A 15,984-nucleotide genomic window follows, 5' to 3' on the forward strand; every position below is an offset into this window, starting at 1 on the left:
CGCTCCGCTAGCATGTTCGAGCTTGTGACGAGTTGCCTCATCGCCCTTCTTCACCGGAAAACAGACTAAAAAATTGATACCCATGGCATCGCGGTTGTTTGCGCGAATAAGCAGCAGAACGACGTTCGCCGCATGGCGTCAACCGCGAGTGCTGCTATGGGCCGTGGCGGGGGTGATCACCCTCGGATTCCTCATCGCGCTGGAGATCGCCGCGCGTCGCTACGGAGTGCCGGGGCCGATCACCTGCCAGGTGCAAGAAGTGATACTCCCGCCCAAATCGGGCTGGTTGCTGTATGCCTGCCTGGCCATGGCGCTGATCGTCCTCAACCGGCGGCAACGGTTCATCGCGGTCGGCGTCGCGGTCGGCATCGACGCCGTCTTCCAGCTGGTGCGGTGGGCGATCGGCGCCCCCTTCCTGGCCGACGGTCACCCCTTCGGCAACGGCGCGTTGTGGGTGATCCTGGGGATAGCGGTCATGGCCGTCACACGCCGCACCGGCGCGGAGCGGGTTCTGCTGCTGAAGGGCGTCGGGCTCGGCCTGCTGCTGGTGGCCGGCCGTAAGACCGGAGACACCTGGCTGCTCATCACGTCGAAGACCCAGCCGACGGTTCTCGACCAGTACCTGGCGTCCGCCGATCACGCGCTCGGCAACCCGTCGTGGCTGGTGGGCCGTATCGTCACGGCGACCGGTCCGGTCGGTACCGGGCTGCTCGACGTCGTCTACGCGCAGCTCGCGGTGGGCGCGGTCGTCGTCGCGCTGTACCAGCTGCGCAACGTGGCGGCCGAGCGCCGCTTCCCGAAGCATCATCTGGTGCGCACGTTCCTGGTGATCGGCCTCCTCGGGCCGGGCATCTACATGATCTTCCCGGTGGTCGGGCCGGTCTACGCCTACGGTGCCGACGGCGGGCACTGGGCGCTGGCCAACCTGTGGCCCGACCTGCCGCCGCCGATCGGCGCCCCGCAGGCGATGCCGTTCGACGGGATCACCCCGCGCAACTGCATGCCCAGCCTGCACACGGCATGGGCCACCGCGATCTTCCTCCACTCCCGCCAGGGCCCGCGGGTGCTGCGCTACGGCGGCACGTTCTGGCTGGTCGCCACCCTCACCGCGACGCTGGGCTTCGGCTACCACTACGGCGTGGACCTCGTCGCCGGCGTGGTGTTCACGCTCACCATCGAGGCGGCTCTGCGCGCGCAGGCACGCGGCTGGGACCGGTCGGGAATCCAGCTGGTCGCCTACGGCACGACGGTGTTCGGCGCGCTCCTGGTGTCCTATCGCTATCTGCCGGTGGAGATGGCCGCGCATCCGCGGATATTCGGACCGCTTCTCCTGCTGGCGATGGCCTCGGTGATCTACGGCTACATGCGGACCACCAGGGTGTGGGAGCCGAAGACGGCCCCGTCGCCCCAGCCGGAGCCGCAACCCGAAATGGTCTGAGCGCGGCCGCGAGGGCCCGCCGGTCAAGAGGCCGTCCATATCGCTGGGAGTCGAAGTCAGACTTTGAGTCTATCGACGGCGTCTGGTGGACTCGACGGCATGGCAGTGCTGAACGAACGCCTCGACCTGCGGGTGGACGGCGTGGATCTGAGTGTCGCCGCCGTCCGCCGCGCCGGGGACGGCGATCCCGTCGTCTTCCTGCACGGCTTCGGCTCCTCCAAGGAGGACTACGCCGACCTCGACGTCCACCCCGCTTTCGCCGGACGTCCCTTCCTCGCCTACGACGCGCCGGGCTGCGGAGAGAGCGGGTGCGCGGATCTGTCGCGGATCTCGATCCCGTTCCTCGTGCGGACCGCCCAGGCGGTGCTGGCACAGCAGGGGATCGGACGGTTCCACCTGGTCGGGCACTCCATGGGCGGCCTGACCGCCCTGCTGCTCGCCCACCAGGAGCCCGGCCGGGTCATCGGCTTCGTCGACATCGAGGGCAACGTGGCCCCCGAGGACTGCTTCCTGAGCCGCCAGATCATCACGCACCCCTCGGACGACCCGGAGAGCTTCCTCGCCGACTTCACCGAACGAGTGCGCAGCTCAACGGAGTTCGGCGCCGCCCTGTACGCGGCGAGCGTGCGCCACAAGGTCCGGCCCGGCGCGGTCCGCGGCATCTTCGAGTCGATGGTCGACCTGTCCGACCACGGCGACCTGATGACCACGTTCCTCGCACTGCCCTTCCCCCGCATGTTCCTGTACGGCGAGCAGAACTCCTCCCTGTCGTACCTGAAGGAACTCGCCGCACACGGTGTCGAGCTGGCCGAGATCCCCTACAGCGGCCACTGGCCGATGTATTCCAACCCCGTCGAGATGTGGGAACGGATCGCACGCTTCCAGGCCCGCGCCCTCCGGTGACGAACAGAGCCGGGCCCGGATCGCCGTCGTGTCAGGCGCCGGGCCCGGTGGGCAGGCCGTAGTACTCCAGGGTCGTCGTGCCCGTGCGGATCGCTTCGAGCGCCCGCTGCTCGGCCAGCACGCGGGCATCGGCCCGGTCGAGCGTCCCCGGCACGGCCTCGGCCGGTACGACCACCACGCCGTCCGCGTCGCCGACGACGAGGTCGCCGGGCCGCACGACGACGTCCCCCACGCGGACGGGGACGTCGAACCGGCCGGGGTGGTCCTTGCCCGTGCCGACGACGGTGATGTGCCGGGCGAAGACCGGGAAGTCCAGCTCCGCCTGTTCGGCCGTGTCCCGTACCCCGCCCTCGACGACCAGGCCGCGGATGCCGCGCTGCTGGGCTGCGACCGCGAGGATCTCGCCCCAGTGGCCGTGCCGGGCGCCCTGGAGGTCGGCCACGAGGACGCTGCCCGGCGGGGCCTCGGCCACCGCCCGGTGCAGGGCGAGATTGTCGCCGCCCACGCCCTGCACGGTGAACGCCGGGCCGGCCACCCTGGCTCCCGGCCAGGCGGCGCGCAGGGCGGGATCGCAGGCACGGGCGGCCTCGGCGGACGCCTCGTAGAGGGTGGCGGTGCCGTGACCGCGTGCCGCGTCCGTCATGACCGGCTCCTCGTCTGGAGCGAGTGGTAGCCGAACCGCTCGCGGGCCTCACGCAGGGTGCTGCCCCGGCGCGCGGCGTCGACGATCCCGGCCTCGACCTGCTCGATGCGCTCGGCGATCTCGGCGACGCGCCCGGCCTCGGCGGCCGGTACGACGACCACGCCGTCGGCGTCGGCGCACACCAGCGCACCGGGGCGGACCTCGACGCCGCTCACGGTCACCGGCTCGCCGACCGACACCAGGCGCACCCGGTCCTTGCCGGTGCGCATGAACCGGCCCCGGCTGAAGAGCGGGTAGCCCTGCGCCAGGGACGCCGACACGTCCCGGCACACCCCGTCGATCACCGTGCCGGCGATGCCCCGGTGGGCGGCGAGCCCGGTCATGATGCCGCCCCACACGGTGACGTCGGTACGGCCGTCGTTGCCGATGACGACGACCGACCCGGGCGGGACGTCGTCGAGGAAGTCGCCGACCGTGCCGGCGCCGGACTCGTCGACCGGGGCGTAGCGGACGGTGAAGGCCGGGCCGGCCGCCCGGAAGCCGTCGGAGAGAGGGGACAGGCCGTGCAGGGCGCCCTCGACGCCGATCCCGTCGAGGGCGTCGGAGAGCGCGGCGGTGGGCAGTGCGCGCAGCCGCGCGAGAAGGCCGCTCATCGCGTCGCCTCCGTTCCGGCCAGCCGGGCATCGCGCATCGCGTCCGGCAGCGGGACACCGGCCCGTACCTCGGCCTCGATGGCCGCCTCGCGCTCCGCGAGCCGTTCGGCCGCCTCCAGTACCTCGGCGGCGCGCTCGCGCGGGACGACCACGACGCCGCCCTCGTCCGCCAGCACCACGTCACCGGGGCCGACGGTCACCCCGCCCAGCGAGACCGGCTCGCCCGAGGACCTCTGCCGCAGCCGGCCGCGCGCGGTCACCGGCACCCGGGCGCGCGCGAACACCGGGAAACCCAGCTCACGCGCCTGCTCCACATCCCGGCACGCACCGTCCGTGACCACACCGCGGACGCCGCGCACCGAGGCGCCGACGCTGACGATGCCGCCCCACGAGGACACGTCCGTACGGCCGCCGTTCGCGACCACGAGGAGGTCCTCGGGACCGGCCTCGGCGATCGCGTCCGTGAGGATGTGGGAGCCGCCGTGCTCGCCGGTCAGGGGTTCGAGTGCGATGGTCCGCGCGAATCCGGTCACCTTGGGCGTGCCCCACATCGGGCGCAGACCGCCCTGGCCGGGAGGGAGCCCGCGGGCGTCGAGGGCATCGGACACGGTGGCGCTGTCCAGCGCCGCGAACCGGGCCAACAGGGAATGTCCAGCAGTCATGCCCCCCAGTCAAACAACGGGTCTCCATATACTGAAGGTCTGATTTCCTCTGTCGTCGATATGCGGAGCGACTCGAATGCGGAGCGACACATGATCGAGGTCCGCCAGGCCCGCTACTTCCTCGCCGTCGCCGAGACGCTCCACTTCGGCCGCGCGGCCGAGCAGCTGCGGATGTCCCAGCCGCCTCTCAGCCAGGCCATCCTCCAGCTCGAACGGCAGCTGGGCGTGCGGCTGTTCGACCGCGGCGAACGCAGGGTACGGCTGACCGAGACCGGCCGCGCGTTCGCCGAGGAGTGCCGCAGACTGGTCGCCGCCGCCCGGCACGCCCACGAGGTGGCGACCCAGGCCGAGGCCGGTCTGGTGGGCACGCTGCGGATCGGCGTGGTGACCTCGGCGCTGAGCGAGCCGCTGCTCGGCACCCTGTCGGCCTTCCGGGACGCCCGGCCCCGCGTCGACCTGCACCTCACGGAGGTCGACACGGGGGAGGGGCAGGAGGCCGTCGCCCGGCACGAGATCGACCTCGCGGTCATCCGGCCGAGCGCACCGGTGCGCGGCCTGCGCGTACGGCCCTGGCGGCACGACCAGTTCGTGATCGCGCTGCCGGAGGGGCATCCGCTGACCGGGGACACCACGGACCCGGTCGACCTCTCCGGCTTCGCGGACGAGCCCTGGGTGTGGCTGCGCCGCGAGGCGTCCCCCGACTACCACGACCAGCTCATGGCGACCTGCCGCAGGGCCGGCTTCACCCCCGAGGCACGGCACGTCGCCAACTCCATCCTGACCCAGCTGGCGATGGTGGCCTGCGGCCTAGGCGTCACCCTCGTCCCGAACGTGGCGGTCCGCTCGATCCAGGGCCCGATCGCCTACCGTCCCCTCAGCGACACCGCCGACATCGTCGAACTCTCCCTGGTCTCACGGGACGGCGGGCACGAGCCGCTGGTGGAGGAGTTCCTGCGCCACGCCGCCGGCTCACGTGCCGCCCAGGTCGGCGGCGAGTTCGTCCCGCCAGTGGAGGGAGACCCGCCGCTGGAGGACCGCCTCCGCGGCGACGGGCAACGGGAGCCGGAGGAAGGCCCGTAGCGCGTCGGCCGCGTCGCCGCGCGCGACCCATGCGGTGAGGTCCTCCTCGGACACGGGTCCGCTGTCGCCGCCGGACAGCATCGTCCTGGTCGCGTGGACCTCCGCGACCAGGGTCCGCATCCGCACGGCCAGGGGATCGTCCTGGTCGCAGTCGACCGGCAGGCCGTGCCGGATCCGGTCGAGGGCCTCGGTCACCTCCGGGTGGGTGTCGAGGCGCGTCTCGGCCGCCAGTCGGGCCAGCTGGGCCGCGACGGCGGTGCGCAGTCGTCGCGGCGGGGTGCGCTCCACCAGCCCGGCCAGGTCGAAGTCCCGTACCCGCGCCTCGGGTTCACGCTCCCGCAGGTCGTCCAGGAGGGGCAGCACAAGAGCGCTGGTCAGCTCCGTCGGCCCCTCCTCGTCCGGGTCGTGGACGATCCCGAACTCCTCTTCCAGGACGGCCAGGAAGCCGGTGTAGGCGGCGGTGGATCCGGGCCAGAGGTCCACACCGAGGCGCCGCGCCCACGGTCCGCCGGCGTGGTTGCCCTCCCGTGGTGACATGACGCGCCGGGTGTCCTCCTCCGGGCACGGCACGCCGTCCTCCGCGAAGGTGAGAGCGACCTCGGGGCCCTGCCTGGTCAGGACCACCACCCGCGTGCCGGCGGACAGGACGCGCAGCACCTCCGGCCGGGCGAACTGCGCCACGCCGCCCTCGATCGTGGCGTACGCCCATCCGCCGACAGCACCCGCGCGGACCAGGGGCCGGTGCGCGGCCCACGCCGACTCCACCGCCCGCTGGGCCTGCCGGCGGTCGCGCGGCCGGACGGTGGCGGGGATCGCGCCGAGCCGGCGCAGCATCTCGCCCGGCGTCAGACCCGCCGCGAACGCCACGTCCGGCTGGTCCGGGAGCGGTTCGGGACGCGGGCGGCCGGTGCGGACGAAGAAGAGTCTCCGCGTGCTTCCCTCGGCGATGCCCTGCGCGGGTGCCGGCACGGCGCTTTCGGTGTCGTTCGGGAAGACCGGGCGCTGAGGAAACGGTGGGTCCGACTCCGGCTCGGCGAGCGCGGTGGCGTGGCTGAGTGGGGAGACCGGGTCGGCGGGCACGGTTCTTTGCTCCTCCCACAGCAGCTTTCCGTCCACGGCGAGGGGGACCCGCCCGAGAAACGGGAGAGCCTGCTCCAGAGCGTCCGCGAAGTCCGCCAAGACATGACGCAGCGAGGGCCATTGCGCGTAGGAGAGCAAGTCTTCGTCGAAAAGCAGTGAAGCCACCAGGTCGGGATGGAACGCCACCCCGAGCGTCCGCTCGGCCGCCTCGACGCCGGCCCGTGATGCCGGTGGGCGCAGGGTCGCGTGGGTGGCGGGAGCGTGCCGGGTCAGCCAGGCGTCGATGCGGGCCCAGGACTCCTCGACGGCGGGGATGCTCATGGCAGCGGACCCTACGCCGGGCCACTGACAGCGGCCGTGCCCTGACTGCTGCGGCAGGGTCGTAATCCCGCCGAATTTGTGTGCGGGGGCACGGCGAGGTGAGCGAGGAGGCAAGCGGCGGAACAATGGTGAGTGAGGGCCTGGCGAGTTTCCAGGGCAGTTTCGGGCGAAGCGTTCCGCAGGCACGCTCCGCCGCCGGGCCCGCAGTCTTCGGACCGGCGCGAGCGCGTCGAAACGGAGGACCGACGCATGGCCACACCACTCACCGCCGCCCGGCTCGTCGCCGCGTTGAAGGCCGAGGGCTGCGCCGTCCACGAGGTCGGCGGCTGGCGCACCAACAACCGTAATCACAAGGGTCCCTGGGGCCCCGTACACGGCGTGATGATCCACCACACCGTCACGGGGCCGGACACGGACGTCGTCGAGTTGATCTACCACGGCCACAGCGCCCTGCCCGGTCCGCTGGCCACCGGGTGCATCACCAAGGACGGTGTCGTCCACCTGACCGGCAACGGCCGGGCCAACCACGCCGGCGGCGGTGACGGTGACGTCCTGAACGCCGTCATAGGCGAGTCGTACGGCACGTACCCGCCGGCAACGCACGAGCACGACGGCTCGGCCGGCGCGGTCGACGGCAACGCCCGGTTCTACGGCTGGGAGTGCGAGAACAAGGGCGACGGCCAGGACCCGTGGCCGCGCGAGCAGTACCTCGCCATGGTCAAGGCCACCGCCGCGGTCTGCCGCGCGCACGGCTGGGGCCACAAGAGCGCGATCGGCCACCTGGAATGGAGCGACTGGAAGGTCGACCCGCGCGGATTCGACATGGCCGATTTCCGCCGTGATGTCGCCGACGCCCTGGCCCTGCCGGCGGGCCGGTGGGAAGGAGAGGACCCCATGCCCCAGTACGTCAACTTAGGTGTCGCCGGGGAGTACGAGCTCGCGCCCGGCGCCTGGGACTCGGTCGAGTTCACCACGGAGTGGACCGACGAGACCGGCCACCACGCCACCGGCGGCAGCGTGTTCGCCCGTGGCCCGGCCCGGTTCAGCGGGACGGTCAGCCTCCAGATCGACGGTCTGCCGGCGGGTGCGGTCGTGCAGGCGCGCATGTCGGAGTACGAGGGCGACGAGCACCGCGCGGACCACCCGATCCACGAGATCACCGGGACCGGGGGCGGTTCCTTCGTGGTCCTGCCCCTGACGAAGCGGCTCGCCTCGGGGCGCAGTATGCGGGTGCGGCTGCTGAGCCAGGCCGCGGTGCCCGTCACCGTCGCGAACGCGGTGCTGACCGTGCTGGTGTGGCAGGAGGCCTGAGGCCGGCGCTCTCTACCGAACCGCCGGCAGGCCCGGACCCGTGCAGCGCACGTCCGCCGACGGCACCGTTCCGCGCACCAGATACGCCGCGACGGTGTCGTCCACGCACGCGTTGCCGCGGCTCGCGAACACGCCGTGGGAGTAGTCGTTGTCGAGGGTGACCAGGCGTGCACCGGGCAGCAGGCGCCGTAGACCGCGGGCCCCCTCGACGGGTGTGACGGGGTCGTGCGCGGAGGCGACGAGAAGCACCGGCGGCGCGTCCGGACTGCCGAGCGGGGTGCGGTGGCCGGGCCGGTGGTGCCAGTAGGCGCAGGTGCTCGCCTCCATGCCCGTCAAAACCGGCTGCGGGTCGAGACGGCGGGTGCGGCGGATGTCCGTGACGATGTCGCGGGGGGCGGGGCCCGGCCCGTCGGCGCACTTGACGACCCGGTTGGCCGCCTCGTAATTGCGGGAGTCCGGGCCGTCGAAGGCGGTGGCCGGGCGCAGCCCGCCCGGGGCGCCGTCGGCCAGGTAGCCGCGCAGCCCGTCGGCGAGGCCCTCCCAGCGTTCGGTGCGGCCCAGCGCGCGGTACACCGCGCGGTCGAACTCCGCCGGACCGAAGCCCGCCACCGGCCGCGCGGCGAGTCTCCGGCGCACCCGCAGATACGCCTCCCGCACCGCGCCCGGTGTCCCGCCCAGGCCGAAACGCTCTCCATGGGCCGCCGTCCAGGCGAAGAAGGTCCCGCGCTGACGCAGCAGCGCCCGGCTCTGGATCACATCGAAGTCGTACCAGTCCCACGGCCCGACCACGCTGTCCAGCACCATCCGGCCGACGCGGTGCGGGAAGCGGGCGGTGTAGGCGGCGCCGAGCCAACTGCCGTAGGAGACGCCGAGGAAGCTCGTCCGCGGTTCGCCGAGGGCTCCGCGTATCGCGTCCATGTCGTACGCGGTCTGCTCGGTGGACAGATGGGGCAGCAGGCGGCCCGCGTGCGTCGCGCAGTCGTCGGCCAGGGCGCGCAGGGACGCCAGGTACGCCCGCTCCGCCGGGGCCCCGGCCGGCACCGGGTCGCCGCCCGGGCTGTCGAAGAGGCCGCCCATCGGGCCGCAGGAGACCGGGGTGCTCTGTCCCACGCCGCGCGGGTCGAAGCCGACCACGTCGTACGCACGCCGCACGCTCTCGGGGAGTTTGGCCCGCTTCGTGACCGCGTAGGGGAGCCCGGAGCCGCCCGGGCCGCCCGGGTTGACCAGCAGGATGCCGCGCCGTTCGGCGGGGGTTCCCGAGGCGCGGACCCGTGAGACCGCCACCTCGATGCGCGGCCCTCGGGGGCGGTGCCGGTCCAGCGGCACGCTGAGTCGCCCGCACTCGACGCGCTCCGGCGCGGCCGGCCGGGGGACGGAGTCGGGGCAGTCGGTGAAGCGGAGCGGGGAGCGCGGCTCGGCCGCCCGGACGGGGGCGGCGGGGAGCAGGGCGGTGGCGGCCGCGAGGGCGCACAGCAGTGCGGTGCGGCGTGCGGGACGGGTCAAGGGGTCTCCAGAAGATCTTCGCCCAATCAGATGACAATGAAAATGATTATCGATAACGTCTCTGGCGGGCAACCCCCGGCACCCTCCCCCCGGAGGGCTCGCCGGGCTGCCCGCACGCCTCTGACTCACTGCAAGAAAGGGGGAGTTGTGGCTCATCTGTTGGTGGTCGAGAGCTGGGTCGGGTCCATGAGCCGACTGCTGCCGCGGGCGATCCGGGAGAACGGGCACGCGTTCACGTTCCTCACCCGTGACCTGCACCACTACCTGCGCTCGGCCCCGGAGGGAACCGCCCATCCGCTGCTCGGCGCCCGCAACGTCATCACCGCCGACACCAACGACGTCGAGGCGCTGCTGCCCGAGGTCGAGCGGCTGCACGGGGTGCTCGGCTTCGACGGGGTCGTCACGTCCTGCGACTACTACCTGCCGGCCGTGGCGCGGATCGCGGAGCGTCTCGGTCTGCCCGGCCCCGGGCCCGAGGCGGTCCGCGACGCCTGCCGCAAGGACACCACGCGCCGCGTCCTCGGCGACGCGGGAGTGCCGGGCCCGCGCTTCGCCGTCCGGGAGGAGTGGGCCGACATCGCGCGGGCCGCGCGGGACATCGGCTACCCGCTGGTCGTCAAGCCCGTCGACCTGTGCGCGGGCATGTACGTGCGCCGCGTGGACGACGAGGCCCAACTCGCCGCCGCCTGCCGGGCCCTGGCCGACTTCCCGGTCAACGCGCGCGGACAGCGGCGGACGCCCGTGGTGCTGCTCGAAGAGCTGCTGGACGGTCCCGAGGTGAGCGTCGAGACGGTGTCGTACGCGGGCGCGGTCCATGTGGTGGGCGTGACCGACAAGAGCGTGGGCGGAGCGCCCGCCTTCGTCGAGACCGGGCACATGTTCCCGGCCGCACTGTCCCTCGCCGACGCCGAGGCCGCCGAACGGACCGCGCTGGCCGCCCTCAAGGCCCTCGGCCTGACCGACGGGGTCGTGGCGCACACGGAGATCAAACTGACCTCCGCCGGGCCGCGCGTGGTCGAGGTCAACCCCCGGCCCGCCGGGAACCGCATCACCGAGCTCGTACGGCACGTCACCGGGATCGATCTCGCCGCCGCCTTCGTGGACGTCGCCCTGGGCCGCGCACCCGACCTGCGGCACACGGACACCGGGCTGCGCAGCGCGGCCGTCGGCTTCCTGGTGCCGGGCTCCTCGGGCACCCTCGAAGCGCTGGACGGCGTGAGCGTGTGCGACCTGCCCGGTGTGCTGGAGGTGCGACTCGCCGAACCCGGCAAGGCGGTGCAGGCGGCGGGCAGCAACAACGACTACCTGGGGCACGTCATGGCCGGCGACGCCGACGGACACGGCGCCCGCGCACGCGTCGAGAGCGTGCTGGACGGGCTGCGGGCGGGACTGGTGATCCGATGACCGCGCTCACCGGCATCCGCACCTCGTACGACGGCCTCGAGGACCTGGTGCGCGCCGGGGCCCTCGGGCCCGACCCGGGCACGCTGCGCGTCGCCGTCGCCTTCACCACCCGGCAGGCCGTCCGGCACGACGGACGGGGCACGGGCTACCGCAACGAGGTCCTCAGCCTCCGTCTCGCCGAGGCCGTCGGCAGTTGCGCGGTCGAGCCCGGGGCGCTGCCCGACAGCGCGGTCGAGGAGTGTGTGGGCGCGGACGTGGCCCGGCTGCTGGAGCATCCCTTGCTGCCGGTGCGGGTGGCGGCCCTCGACGCCTATCTGATGCACGTCCTGCCGCACACCCAGGCGAACGGGGCCCGCCCCGTCCCGCTGCCCGCCGGTTCGTCGCTGGAGAAGTCCCGGGCCCGGGCCCAGGCGGTCGTCGGCCTGCTCGACCTCCCGCCCGGTGCCACCGTGCTCGTGGTGGGAGTGGTCAACTCCCTTCTGGAGGCGCTGCGTTCACGTGGCCTGCGGTACATCCCGTGTGACCTCAAGGGCGGCGCGACCGAGTGGGACGAGCCGGTGGTCGCCGACGCGCTCGCCGCGGCCGGCCGGTGTGACGCGCTGCTCGTCTCCGGCATGACCCTGGGCAACGGCACCTTCGAACCGCTGCGGCGGCACGCGCTGGCGCACGGCAAGCAGCTGGTGATGTTCGCCCAGACCGGGAGCGCCGTGCTGCCGCGCTTCCTCGGGCAGGGCGTGAGCGCGGTGTGCGCGGAGCCGTACCCGTTCTTCTGGCTCGACGGCGGCCCCGGTGTCCTGCACCGCTACGACGGCTCCTGTCCGGGGGGCGGGCGATGACCGCGACCGCGCTTCGCCCGGCCGCGCGACGGGAACTGCTCTCCCTGGTCGGCCGTACCCCACTGGCCCGCATCGCCGCCGACCTGCCCGGCCCGCACCCCGGCTTCTGGGCCAAGCTCGAAGGGCTCGCCGCCGGCGGGATGAAGGCACGGGCCGCCGTGTCCATGCTGCTGGGCGCCCGTGAGCGCGGCGAACTGCTGCCCGGCGCCCCGGTGGTGGAGTCCACCTCAGGCACCCTCGGCATCGGACTCGCCTTCGCCGGACAGGCCCTCGGCCATCCCGTCGTGCTGGTCGGCGACCGGGAACTGGAGCCGTCCATGCGCCAGTTGCTGCGCTCCCACGGGGTACGGCTGGAGATCGCCGACCGTCCGGCGGAGCGGGGCGGCTGGCAGGCCGCACGCCTGGCCCGGCTGCGGGACCTGCTGGCCGAACTGCCCGGCGCCTACTGGCCCGACCAGTACAACAACCCCGACAACACCGCCGGTTACGCCTCCCTGGCGGCCGAACTCGCCGTCGAGCTCGACCATCTGGACATCCTGGTGTGCAGCGTCGGCACCGGCGGCCACAGCGCCGGCATCATCGGCCCGCTGCGCCGCCACTGGCCCGCCCTGCGGCTCATCGGCGTCGACGCCACCGGCTCCACCATCTTCGGCCAGCCCGCCCGGCCCCGGCTGATGCGCGGCCTGGGCAGCAGCATCCACCCGCGCAACGTCGCCTACGACGCCTTCGACGAGGTCCACTGGGTCGGCCCCGCCGAGGCCGTCGACAGCTGCCGCCGACTGGCGCGGGGCGCCTTCGTCAGCGGCGGCTGGTCCACCGGCGCCGCGGCCCGGGTCGCCGCCTGGGCCGCCCGCGTCCATCCCGGGGCGGTCGTCGCCACCGTCTTCCCCGACGGCCCGCACCGCTACCTCGGCACGGTCTACGACGACGACTTCACCGCCGCCCACGGCCTCGACCCGGCCGCCGCGGCCACCCGGCCCGTCGAGATACCGCACCCCTGTGCGGCGGAGGCCGCCGGCTGGGTCCGCTGCACCCGCGTCAGCGACCCGCTCGCCGCCCCCGCCCTGGAGAAAGAGAGCCCGTGAAGTCCAGCCTGCGCACCGTACGCCTCGAACTCGCCGAGCCGCTGCGCATCTCCCGTTCCACCATGACCGCGCGTGACGCCGTATGGCTCACCGTCGAACACGACGGACTGCGCGGCCACGGCGAGGCCGTCACCAGCGTCTACTACGGGCTCGGCACCGAGACGCTCGTAGGCCTCCTCACCGCCGTGGACCTGAGCCGTTTCGCCGGTCCGGAGAGCGCCCTGGAGGCCCTGCGGGCGGGGGAGCTGACCGCGAGTGACGTGCCGCCCGCGGTCACCGCCGCCGTCGAGTCGGCGCTGCTCGACCTGGCCGGCAAGCGCGCGGGCGTCCCCGTGCACCGCCTCCTCGGGACCACCGCCCCGCCCGTTGCCGCGACCGCCCGCACCATCGGCATCACGGCCCTGGCCCGTGCGGCGTCCGAGGCCCGTCGCCTCGCCGCCAGCGGCTTCGAGGTCATCAAGGTCAAGGCGGGTGCCCCCGACCCCGAGGACGACATCGAGCGGGTGCGTGTCATCCGCGACGCCGCTCCCCGGGCCCGGCTGCTCCTCGACCCCAACGGCGCCTGGTCCGTGGCGCGGGCGGACGCCCTGCTGCCGCGCTTCGCCGACCTCGGCGTGGCAGCCGTCGAGCAGCCCGTCCCGCCCGGCGACCCGGACGCCCTGGGCGCCCTCGCGGAACGCGCACCGCTGCCCGTCATCGCCGACGAGGACGCCGTGACCCTGGAGGACGTCCGCCGCCTCGCCGGTCGCGTCCAGGGCGTCAACGTCAAGCTCGCCAAGTGCGGCGGCGTACACGCGGCCCTGCGCATCGCCGAGCTGATCGAGGACAGCGGCACCGGCCTGATGCTCGGCTGTCTGACCGCCAGCACTCTCGGACTCGCCCCCGCCGTCCACCTGGCCGACCGGGCCCGCTGGGCCGACCTCGACGGGCATCTGCTGCTCGCCCACGACTCGTGGACCGGGATCGGCGGCGCCGACGGCGTCGTCCGCACCAGCGGCCTCGCCGGCCTGGGCGTCGAGGAGGTGGCGGTCCGTGCGGACGTGGCATGAGATGCGGCGCTTCCCGCTCGCCGTGCGGCTCCTGCTGGTCAACCAGCTCGGCGTCAACACCGGCTTCTACCTGCTCATCCCCTACCTCGCCACCCACCTCACCGAGAATCTGGGCCTGTCGGCGGCGGTCGTCGGCATCGTCCTCGGGGTCCGCAACCTCAGCCAGCAGGGCCTGTTCATCATCGGCGGCTCCGCCTCCGACCGGCTCGGCGCACGCGGCGTCATCATCGCGGGCTGTGCCCTGCGCACCCTCGGATTCGCGCTGTTCGCGCTCGGCGACGGGCTGACGGTGCTGCTCGCGGCGTCCGTGCTGAGCGGGCTCGCGGGGGCGCTGTTCAACCCGGCCGTCCGGGCGTATCTCGCGCAGGAGGCCGGGGAGGGCAAGGCGGAGGCGTTCGCGCTGTTCAACGTGTTCGCCACGACCGGCGCGCTCATCGGCCCGCTGCTGGGCAGCGCCCTGCTGCTCGTCGACTTCCGCACGTCCGCGCTCACCGCCGCCGGGATCTTCGCCGTCCTCACCGTGGCGCAGGCCCTCGTCCTGCCCGCGCGGAAGGTCGAGCCGAGCGGAGGCGGCGTCCTCGGGGACTGGCGCGAGGTGCTCGGCAACCGGGCCTTCGTGGCCTTCGCGCTCGCCATGGTCGGCATGTTCACCCTGGAGAACCAGCTCTATCTGCTGCTGCCCGACGGGGCCAGGAAGGCGACCGGCTGGGACGGAGCGGCGGGCATCGTCTTCCTCGTCGGCACGGTCGCCAACCTGGCGCTCCAGCTGCGGATCACCAAGCGTCTCAAGTCCCAGGGGAACAGGGCGCGTTGGATAGCCGTCGGGCTCGCGGTGATGGGGCTCGCCTTCCTGCCGCCGGCCCTCACGGCAGGTGCCGTGCCCGTCCTGGCGGGCGCGCTGCTGCTGTACCTCGGCATCATGATCGCGCAGCCGTTCGTGATGGAGCTGATCCCGCGCTTCGGCCGGCCCGAGCTGACCGGCACGTACTTCGGGATCTTCTACGTCGTCTCGGGCGTCGCCGCGGCCCTCGGCAACACGGCCGTCGGCTGGGCCATGGACACGGGCGAGAGCGGCGGGCATTCCTGGCTGCCCTGGGTCTGCTGTGCCCTGTTCGGGCTGGCCTCGGCGGGCGCGGTGGCGTGGCTGTACCGCCGCGGGGCGCTGCCGGAGCCCGCGGACCCGGTGCGCGAGCGGAGCACCGTATGAGCGACTTCCGCGGCGGCGTGCCCGCCAACCTCCTCACCGACCACCCCGAGCTGTACGAGGCCCGCTTCCCCGACCCCGAACGGCTGGCCGCCCGGTGGACGGAGGACTGCCTGCGCCGCCACGGGGCCGGGCCGCGCGTCCTGGACCTGGGCTGCGGCACCGGCCGCGACGCCGCCGCCCTGCACCGGTCCGGCCGGGCCGTGACCGGCGCCGACCTCTCCGAGGCGATGCTCGCCCACGCCCGCGACCGCCATCCCGGCCCCGCGTACGTCCGGGCCGACCTGCACGGCTTCGACCTGGGCCACGACGCCTTCGACGCGGTCGTCTGCCTGGACAGCTCCCTGCTGTACTGCCATACCAACGACCAGCTCGACGGCTTCCTCGCCTCCTGTCGCCACGCCCTCGCACCGGGCGGGCTGCTGGTCGCCGAGATGCGCAACGGCGCGTACTTCCTGGGCCGCACCGACCTGCTCGACCGGCCGGCCGTCGACGAGTTCGCCTGGCAGGGCACGGCCTACCGGTCGAACACCACGTTGACCGTCGATCGCACCGCCCAACTGCTCCGCCGTACCCGCGTCTGGACCACGGACGACGGCTCCCCGCCCACCGAACAGCACTCCGCCTGGCGACTGCTGTTCCCGCAGGAGCTGCGGCGCTTCCTCGCCGCGCACGACTTCGAGGTGCTCGAACTGCACGACGGCCCCGGCCCGCGCACCGAACCCCCTTGGCGGCAGGGCGAGTTGCCCGGCAACACCACCGACGGGGACCGGCTGCACGTCGTCGCGCGCCTCCACACCCCCTGACCCGAA

The 15,984-nt window shown here is 73.4% G+C and carries 15 protein-coding genes; 10 read left to right on the forward strand and 5 right to left on the reverse strand.

From position 1 onward, the window contains the following. Positions 1-82 precede the first annotated feature (82 nt). Entirely contained in the window at positions 83-1,438 is a 1,356-nt protein-coding gene (locus tag OHU35_RS31960; protein WP_359888797.1) for a phosphatase PAP2 family protein, read from the forward strand. A 99-nt stretch (positions 1,439-1,537) separates the two neighbouring features. Further along, positions 1,538-2,341, forward strand: a complete 804-nt coding sequence (locus tag OHU35_RS31965; RefSeq protein ID WP_189721750.1) for an alpha/beta fold hydrolase — start codon at positions 1,538-1,540, stop codon at positions 2,339-2,341. 31 nt (positions 2,342-2,372) lie between these two features. On the opposite strand, the gene OHU35_RS31970 is transcribed toward OHU35_RS31965, so the two are convergent. Genes OHU35_RS31970 through OHU35_RS31980 form a run of 3 tightly spaced genes read right to left on the reverse strand, consistent with a single transcriptional unit; the run spans position 2,373 to position 4,299 of the window. Beyond that, a complete protein-coding gene (locus tag OHU35_RS31970; RefSeq protein WP_405507726.1) occupies positions 2,373-2,984 on the reverse strand; it encodes an RraA family protein in 612 nt (203 codons plus the stop codon). Continuing rightward, the gene (locus OHU35_RS31975; RefSeq protein WP_405507728.1) at positions 2,981-3,637 is read right to left on the reverse strand and encodes an RraA family protein; all 657 of its coding nucleotides are present in this window, start codon (positions 3,635-3,637) and stop codon (positions 2,981-2,983) included. The genes OHU35_RS31970 and OHU35_RS31975 overlap by 4 nt, the downstream gene beginning before the upstream one ends. After that, entirely contained in the window at positions 3,634-4,299 is a 666-nt protein-coding gene (locus tag OHU35_RS31980; protein WP_405507730.1) for an RraA family protein, read from the reverse strand. Before OHU35_RS31980 ends, OHU35_RS31975 begins: the two co-directional genes overlap by 4 nt. Before the next feature lie 90 nt (positions 4,300-4,389). On the opposite strand from OHU35_RS31980, the gene OHU35_RS31985 reads away from it, so the two are divergent. Further along, entirely contained in the window at positions 4,390-5,379 is a 990-nt protein-coding gene (locus OHU35_RS31985) for a LysR family transcriptional regulator (RefSeq protein ID WP_189721746.1), read from the forward strand. Here the strand turns inward: OHU35_RS31985 and OHU35_RS31990 are convergent. Then, positions 5,269-6,780 carry a hypothetical protein gene (locus OHU35_RS31990; RefSeq protein WP_405507732.1) on the reverse strand — a complete coding sequence of 504 codons (1,512 nt, stop codon included), beginning with the start codon at positions 6,778-6,780 and terminating at the stop codon, positions 5,269-5,271. The two genes, OHU35_RS31985 and OHU35_RS31990, sit on opposite strands and share 111 nt — an antisense overlap. A 249-nt stretch (positions 6,781-7,029) precedes the next feature. Here OHU35_RS31990 and OHU35_RS31995 point away from each other — a divergent pair, with 249 nt between their 5' ends. Further along, on the forward strand, positions 7,030-8,091 hold the full coding sequence (locus OHU35_RS31995; protein ID WP_189721744.1) for an N-acetylmuramoyl-L-alanine amidase: 1,062 nt from the start codon (positions 7,030-7,032) through the stop codon (positions 8,089-8,091). A gap of 12 nt (positions 8,092-8,103) precedes the next feature. Here OHU35_RS31995 and OHU35_RS32000 read toward each other — a convergent pair whose 3' ends face one another. Then, positions 8,104-9,594 carry an alpha/beta hydrolase gene (locus OHU35_RS32000; protein ID WP_405507734.1) on the reverse strand — a complete coding sequence of 497 codons (1,491 nt, stop codon included), beginning with the start codon at positions 9,592-9,594 and terminating at the stop codon, positions 8,104-8,106. A gap of 147 nt (positions 9,595-9,741) precedes the next feature. Here OHU35_RS32000 and OHU35_RS32005 point away from each other — a divergent pair, with 147 nt between their 5' ends. Genes OHU35_RS32005 through OHU35_RS32030 form a run of 6 tightly spaced genes read left to right on the forward strand, consistent with a single transcriptional unit; the run spans position 9,742 to position 15,978 of the window. Further along, positions 9,742-10,998 (forward strand): ATP-grasp domain-containing protein, encoded by a 1,257-nt coding sequence (locus tag OHU35_RS32005; RefSeq protein ID WP_405507736.1) that lies wholly within the window; start codon positions 9,742-9,744, stop codon positions 10,996-10,998. After that, positions 10,995-11,834, forward strand: a complete 840-nt coding sequence (locus OHU35_RS32010) for a Rossmann-like domain-containing protein (RefSeq protein ID WP_189721741.1) — start codon at positions 10,995-10,997, stop codon at positions 11,832-11,834. The genes OHU35_RS32005 and OHU35_RS32010 overlap by 4 nt, the downstream gene beginning before the upstream one ends. Continuing rightward, the gene (locus OHU35_RS32015; protein ID WP_189721740.1) at positions 11,831-12,919 is read left to right on the forward strand and encodes a PLP-dependent cysteine synthase family protein; all 1,089 of its coding nucleotides are present in this window, start codon (positions 11,831-11,833) and stop codon (positions 12,917-12,919) included. Before OHU35_RS32010 ends, OHU35_RS32015 begins: the two co-directional genes overlap by 4 nt. After that, the gene (locus OHU35_RS32020; RefSeq protein ID WP_405507738.1) at positions 12,916-13,968 is read left to right on the forward strand and encodes a dipeptide epimerase; all 1,053 of its coding nucleotides are present in this window, start codon (positions 12,916-12,918) and stop codon (positions 13,966-13,968) included. The genes OHU35_RS32015 and OHU35_RS32020 overlap by 4 nt, the downstream gene beginning before the upstream one ends. Next, positions 13,952-15,175, forward strand: a complete 1,224-nt coding sequence (locus tag OHU35_RS32025; RefSeq protein ID WP_189721738.1) for an MFS transporter — start codon at positions 13,952-13,954, stop codon at positions 15,173-15,175. The genes OHU35_RS32020 and OHU35_RS32025 overlap by 17 nt, the downstream gene beginning before the upstream one ends. Further along, on the forward strand, positions 15,172-15,978 hold the full coding sequence (locus OHU35_RS32030) for a class I SAM-dependent DNA methyltransferase (protein WP_405507740.1): 807 nt from the start codon (positions 15,172-15,174) through the stop codon (positions 15,976-15,978). Before OHU35_RS32025 ends, OHU35_RS32030 begins: the two co-directional genes overlap by 4 nt. Positions 15,979-15,984 lie beyond the last annotated feature (6 nt).

This window comes from Streptomyces purpurascens (assembly GCF_045040895.1).
Lineage (GTDB): Bacteria > Actinomycetota > Actinomycetes > Streptomycetales > Streptomycetaceae > Streptomyces > Streptomyces purpurascens.

Coding starts and splice junctions, on each gene's coding strand:
- OHU35_RS31960 (WP_359888797.1), top strand. CDS start 83: ATGGCATCGCGGTTGTTTGCGCGAATAAGCAGCAGAACGACGTTCGCC.
- OHU35_RS31965 (WP_189721750.1), top strand. CDS start 1,538: ATGGCAGTGCTGAACGAACGCCTCGACCTGCGGGTGGACGGCGTGGAT.
- OHU35_RS31970 (WP_405507726.1), bottom strand. CDS start 2,984: ATGACGGACGCGGCACGCGGTCACGGCACCGCCACCCTCTACGAGGCG.
- OHU35_RS31975 (WP_405507728.1), bottom strand. CDS start 3,637: ATGAGCGGCCTTCTCGCGCGGCTGCGCGCACTGCCCACCGCCGCGCTC.
- OHU35_RS31980 (WP_405507730.1), bottom strand. CDS start 4,299: ATGACTGCTGGACATTCCCTGTTGGCCCGGTTCGCGGCGCTGGACAGC.
- OHU35_RS31985 (WP_189721746.1), top strand. CDS start 4,390: ATGATCGAGGTCCGCCAGGCCCGCTACTTCCTCGCCGTCGCCGAGACG.
- OHU35_RS31990 (WP_405507732.1), bottom strand. CDS start 6,780: ATGAGCATCCCCGCCGTCGAGGAGTCCTGGGCCCGCATCGACGCCTGG.
- OHU35_RS31995 (WP_189721744.1), top strand. CDS start 7,030: ATGGCCACACCACTCACCGCCGCCCGGCTCGTCGCCGCGTTGAAGGCC.
- OHU35_RS32010 (WP_189721741.1), top strand. CDS start 10,995: ATGACCGCGCTCACCGGCATCCGCACCTCGTACGACGGCCTCGAGGAC.
- OHU35_RS32015 (WP_189721740.1), top strand. CDS start 11,831: ATGACCGCGACCGCGCTTCGCCCGGCCGCGCGACGGGAACTGCTCTCC.
- OHU35_RS32030 (WP_405507740.1), top strand. CDS start 15,172: ATGAGCGACTTCCGCGGCGGCGTGCCCGCCAACCTCCTCACCGACCAC.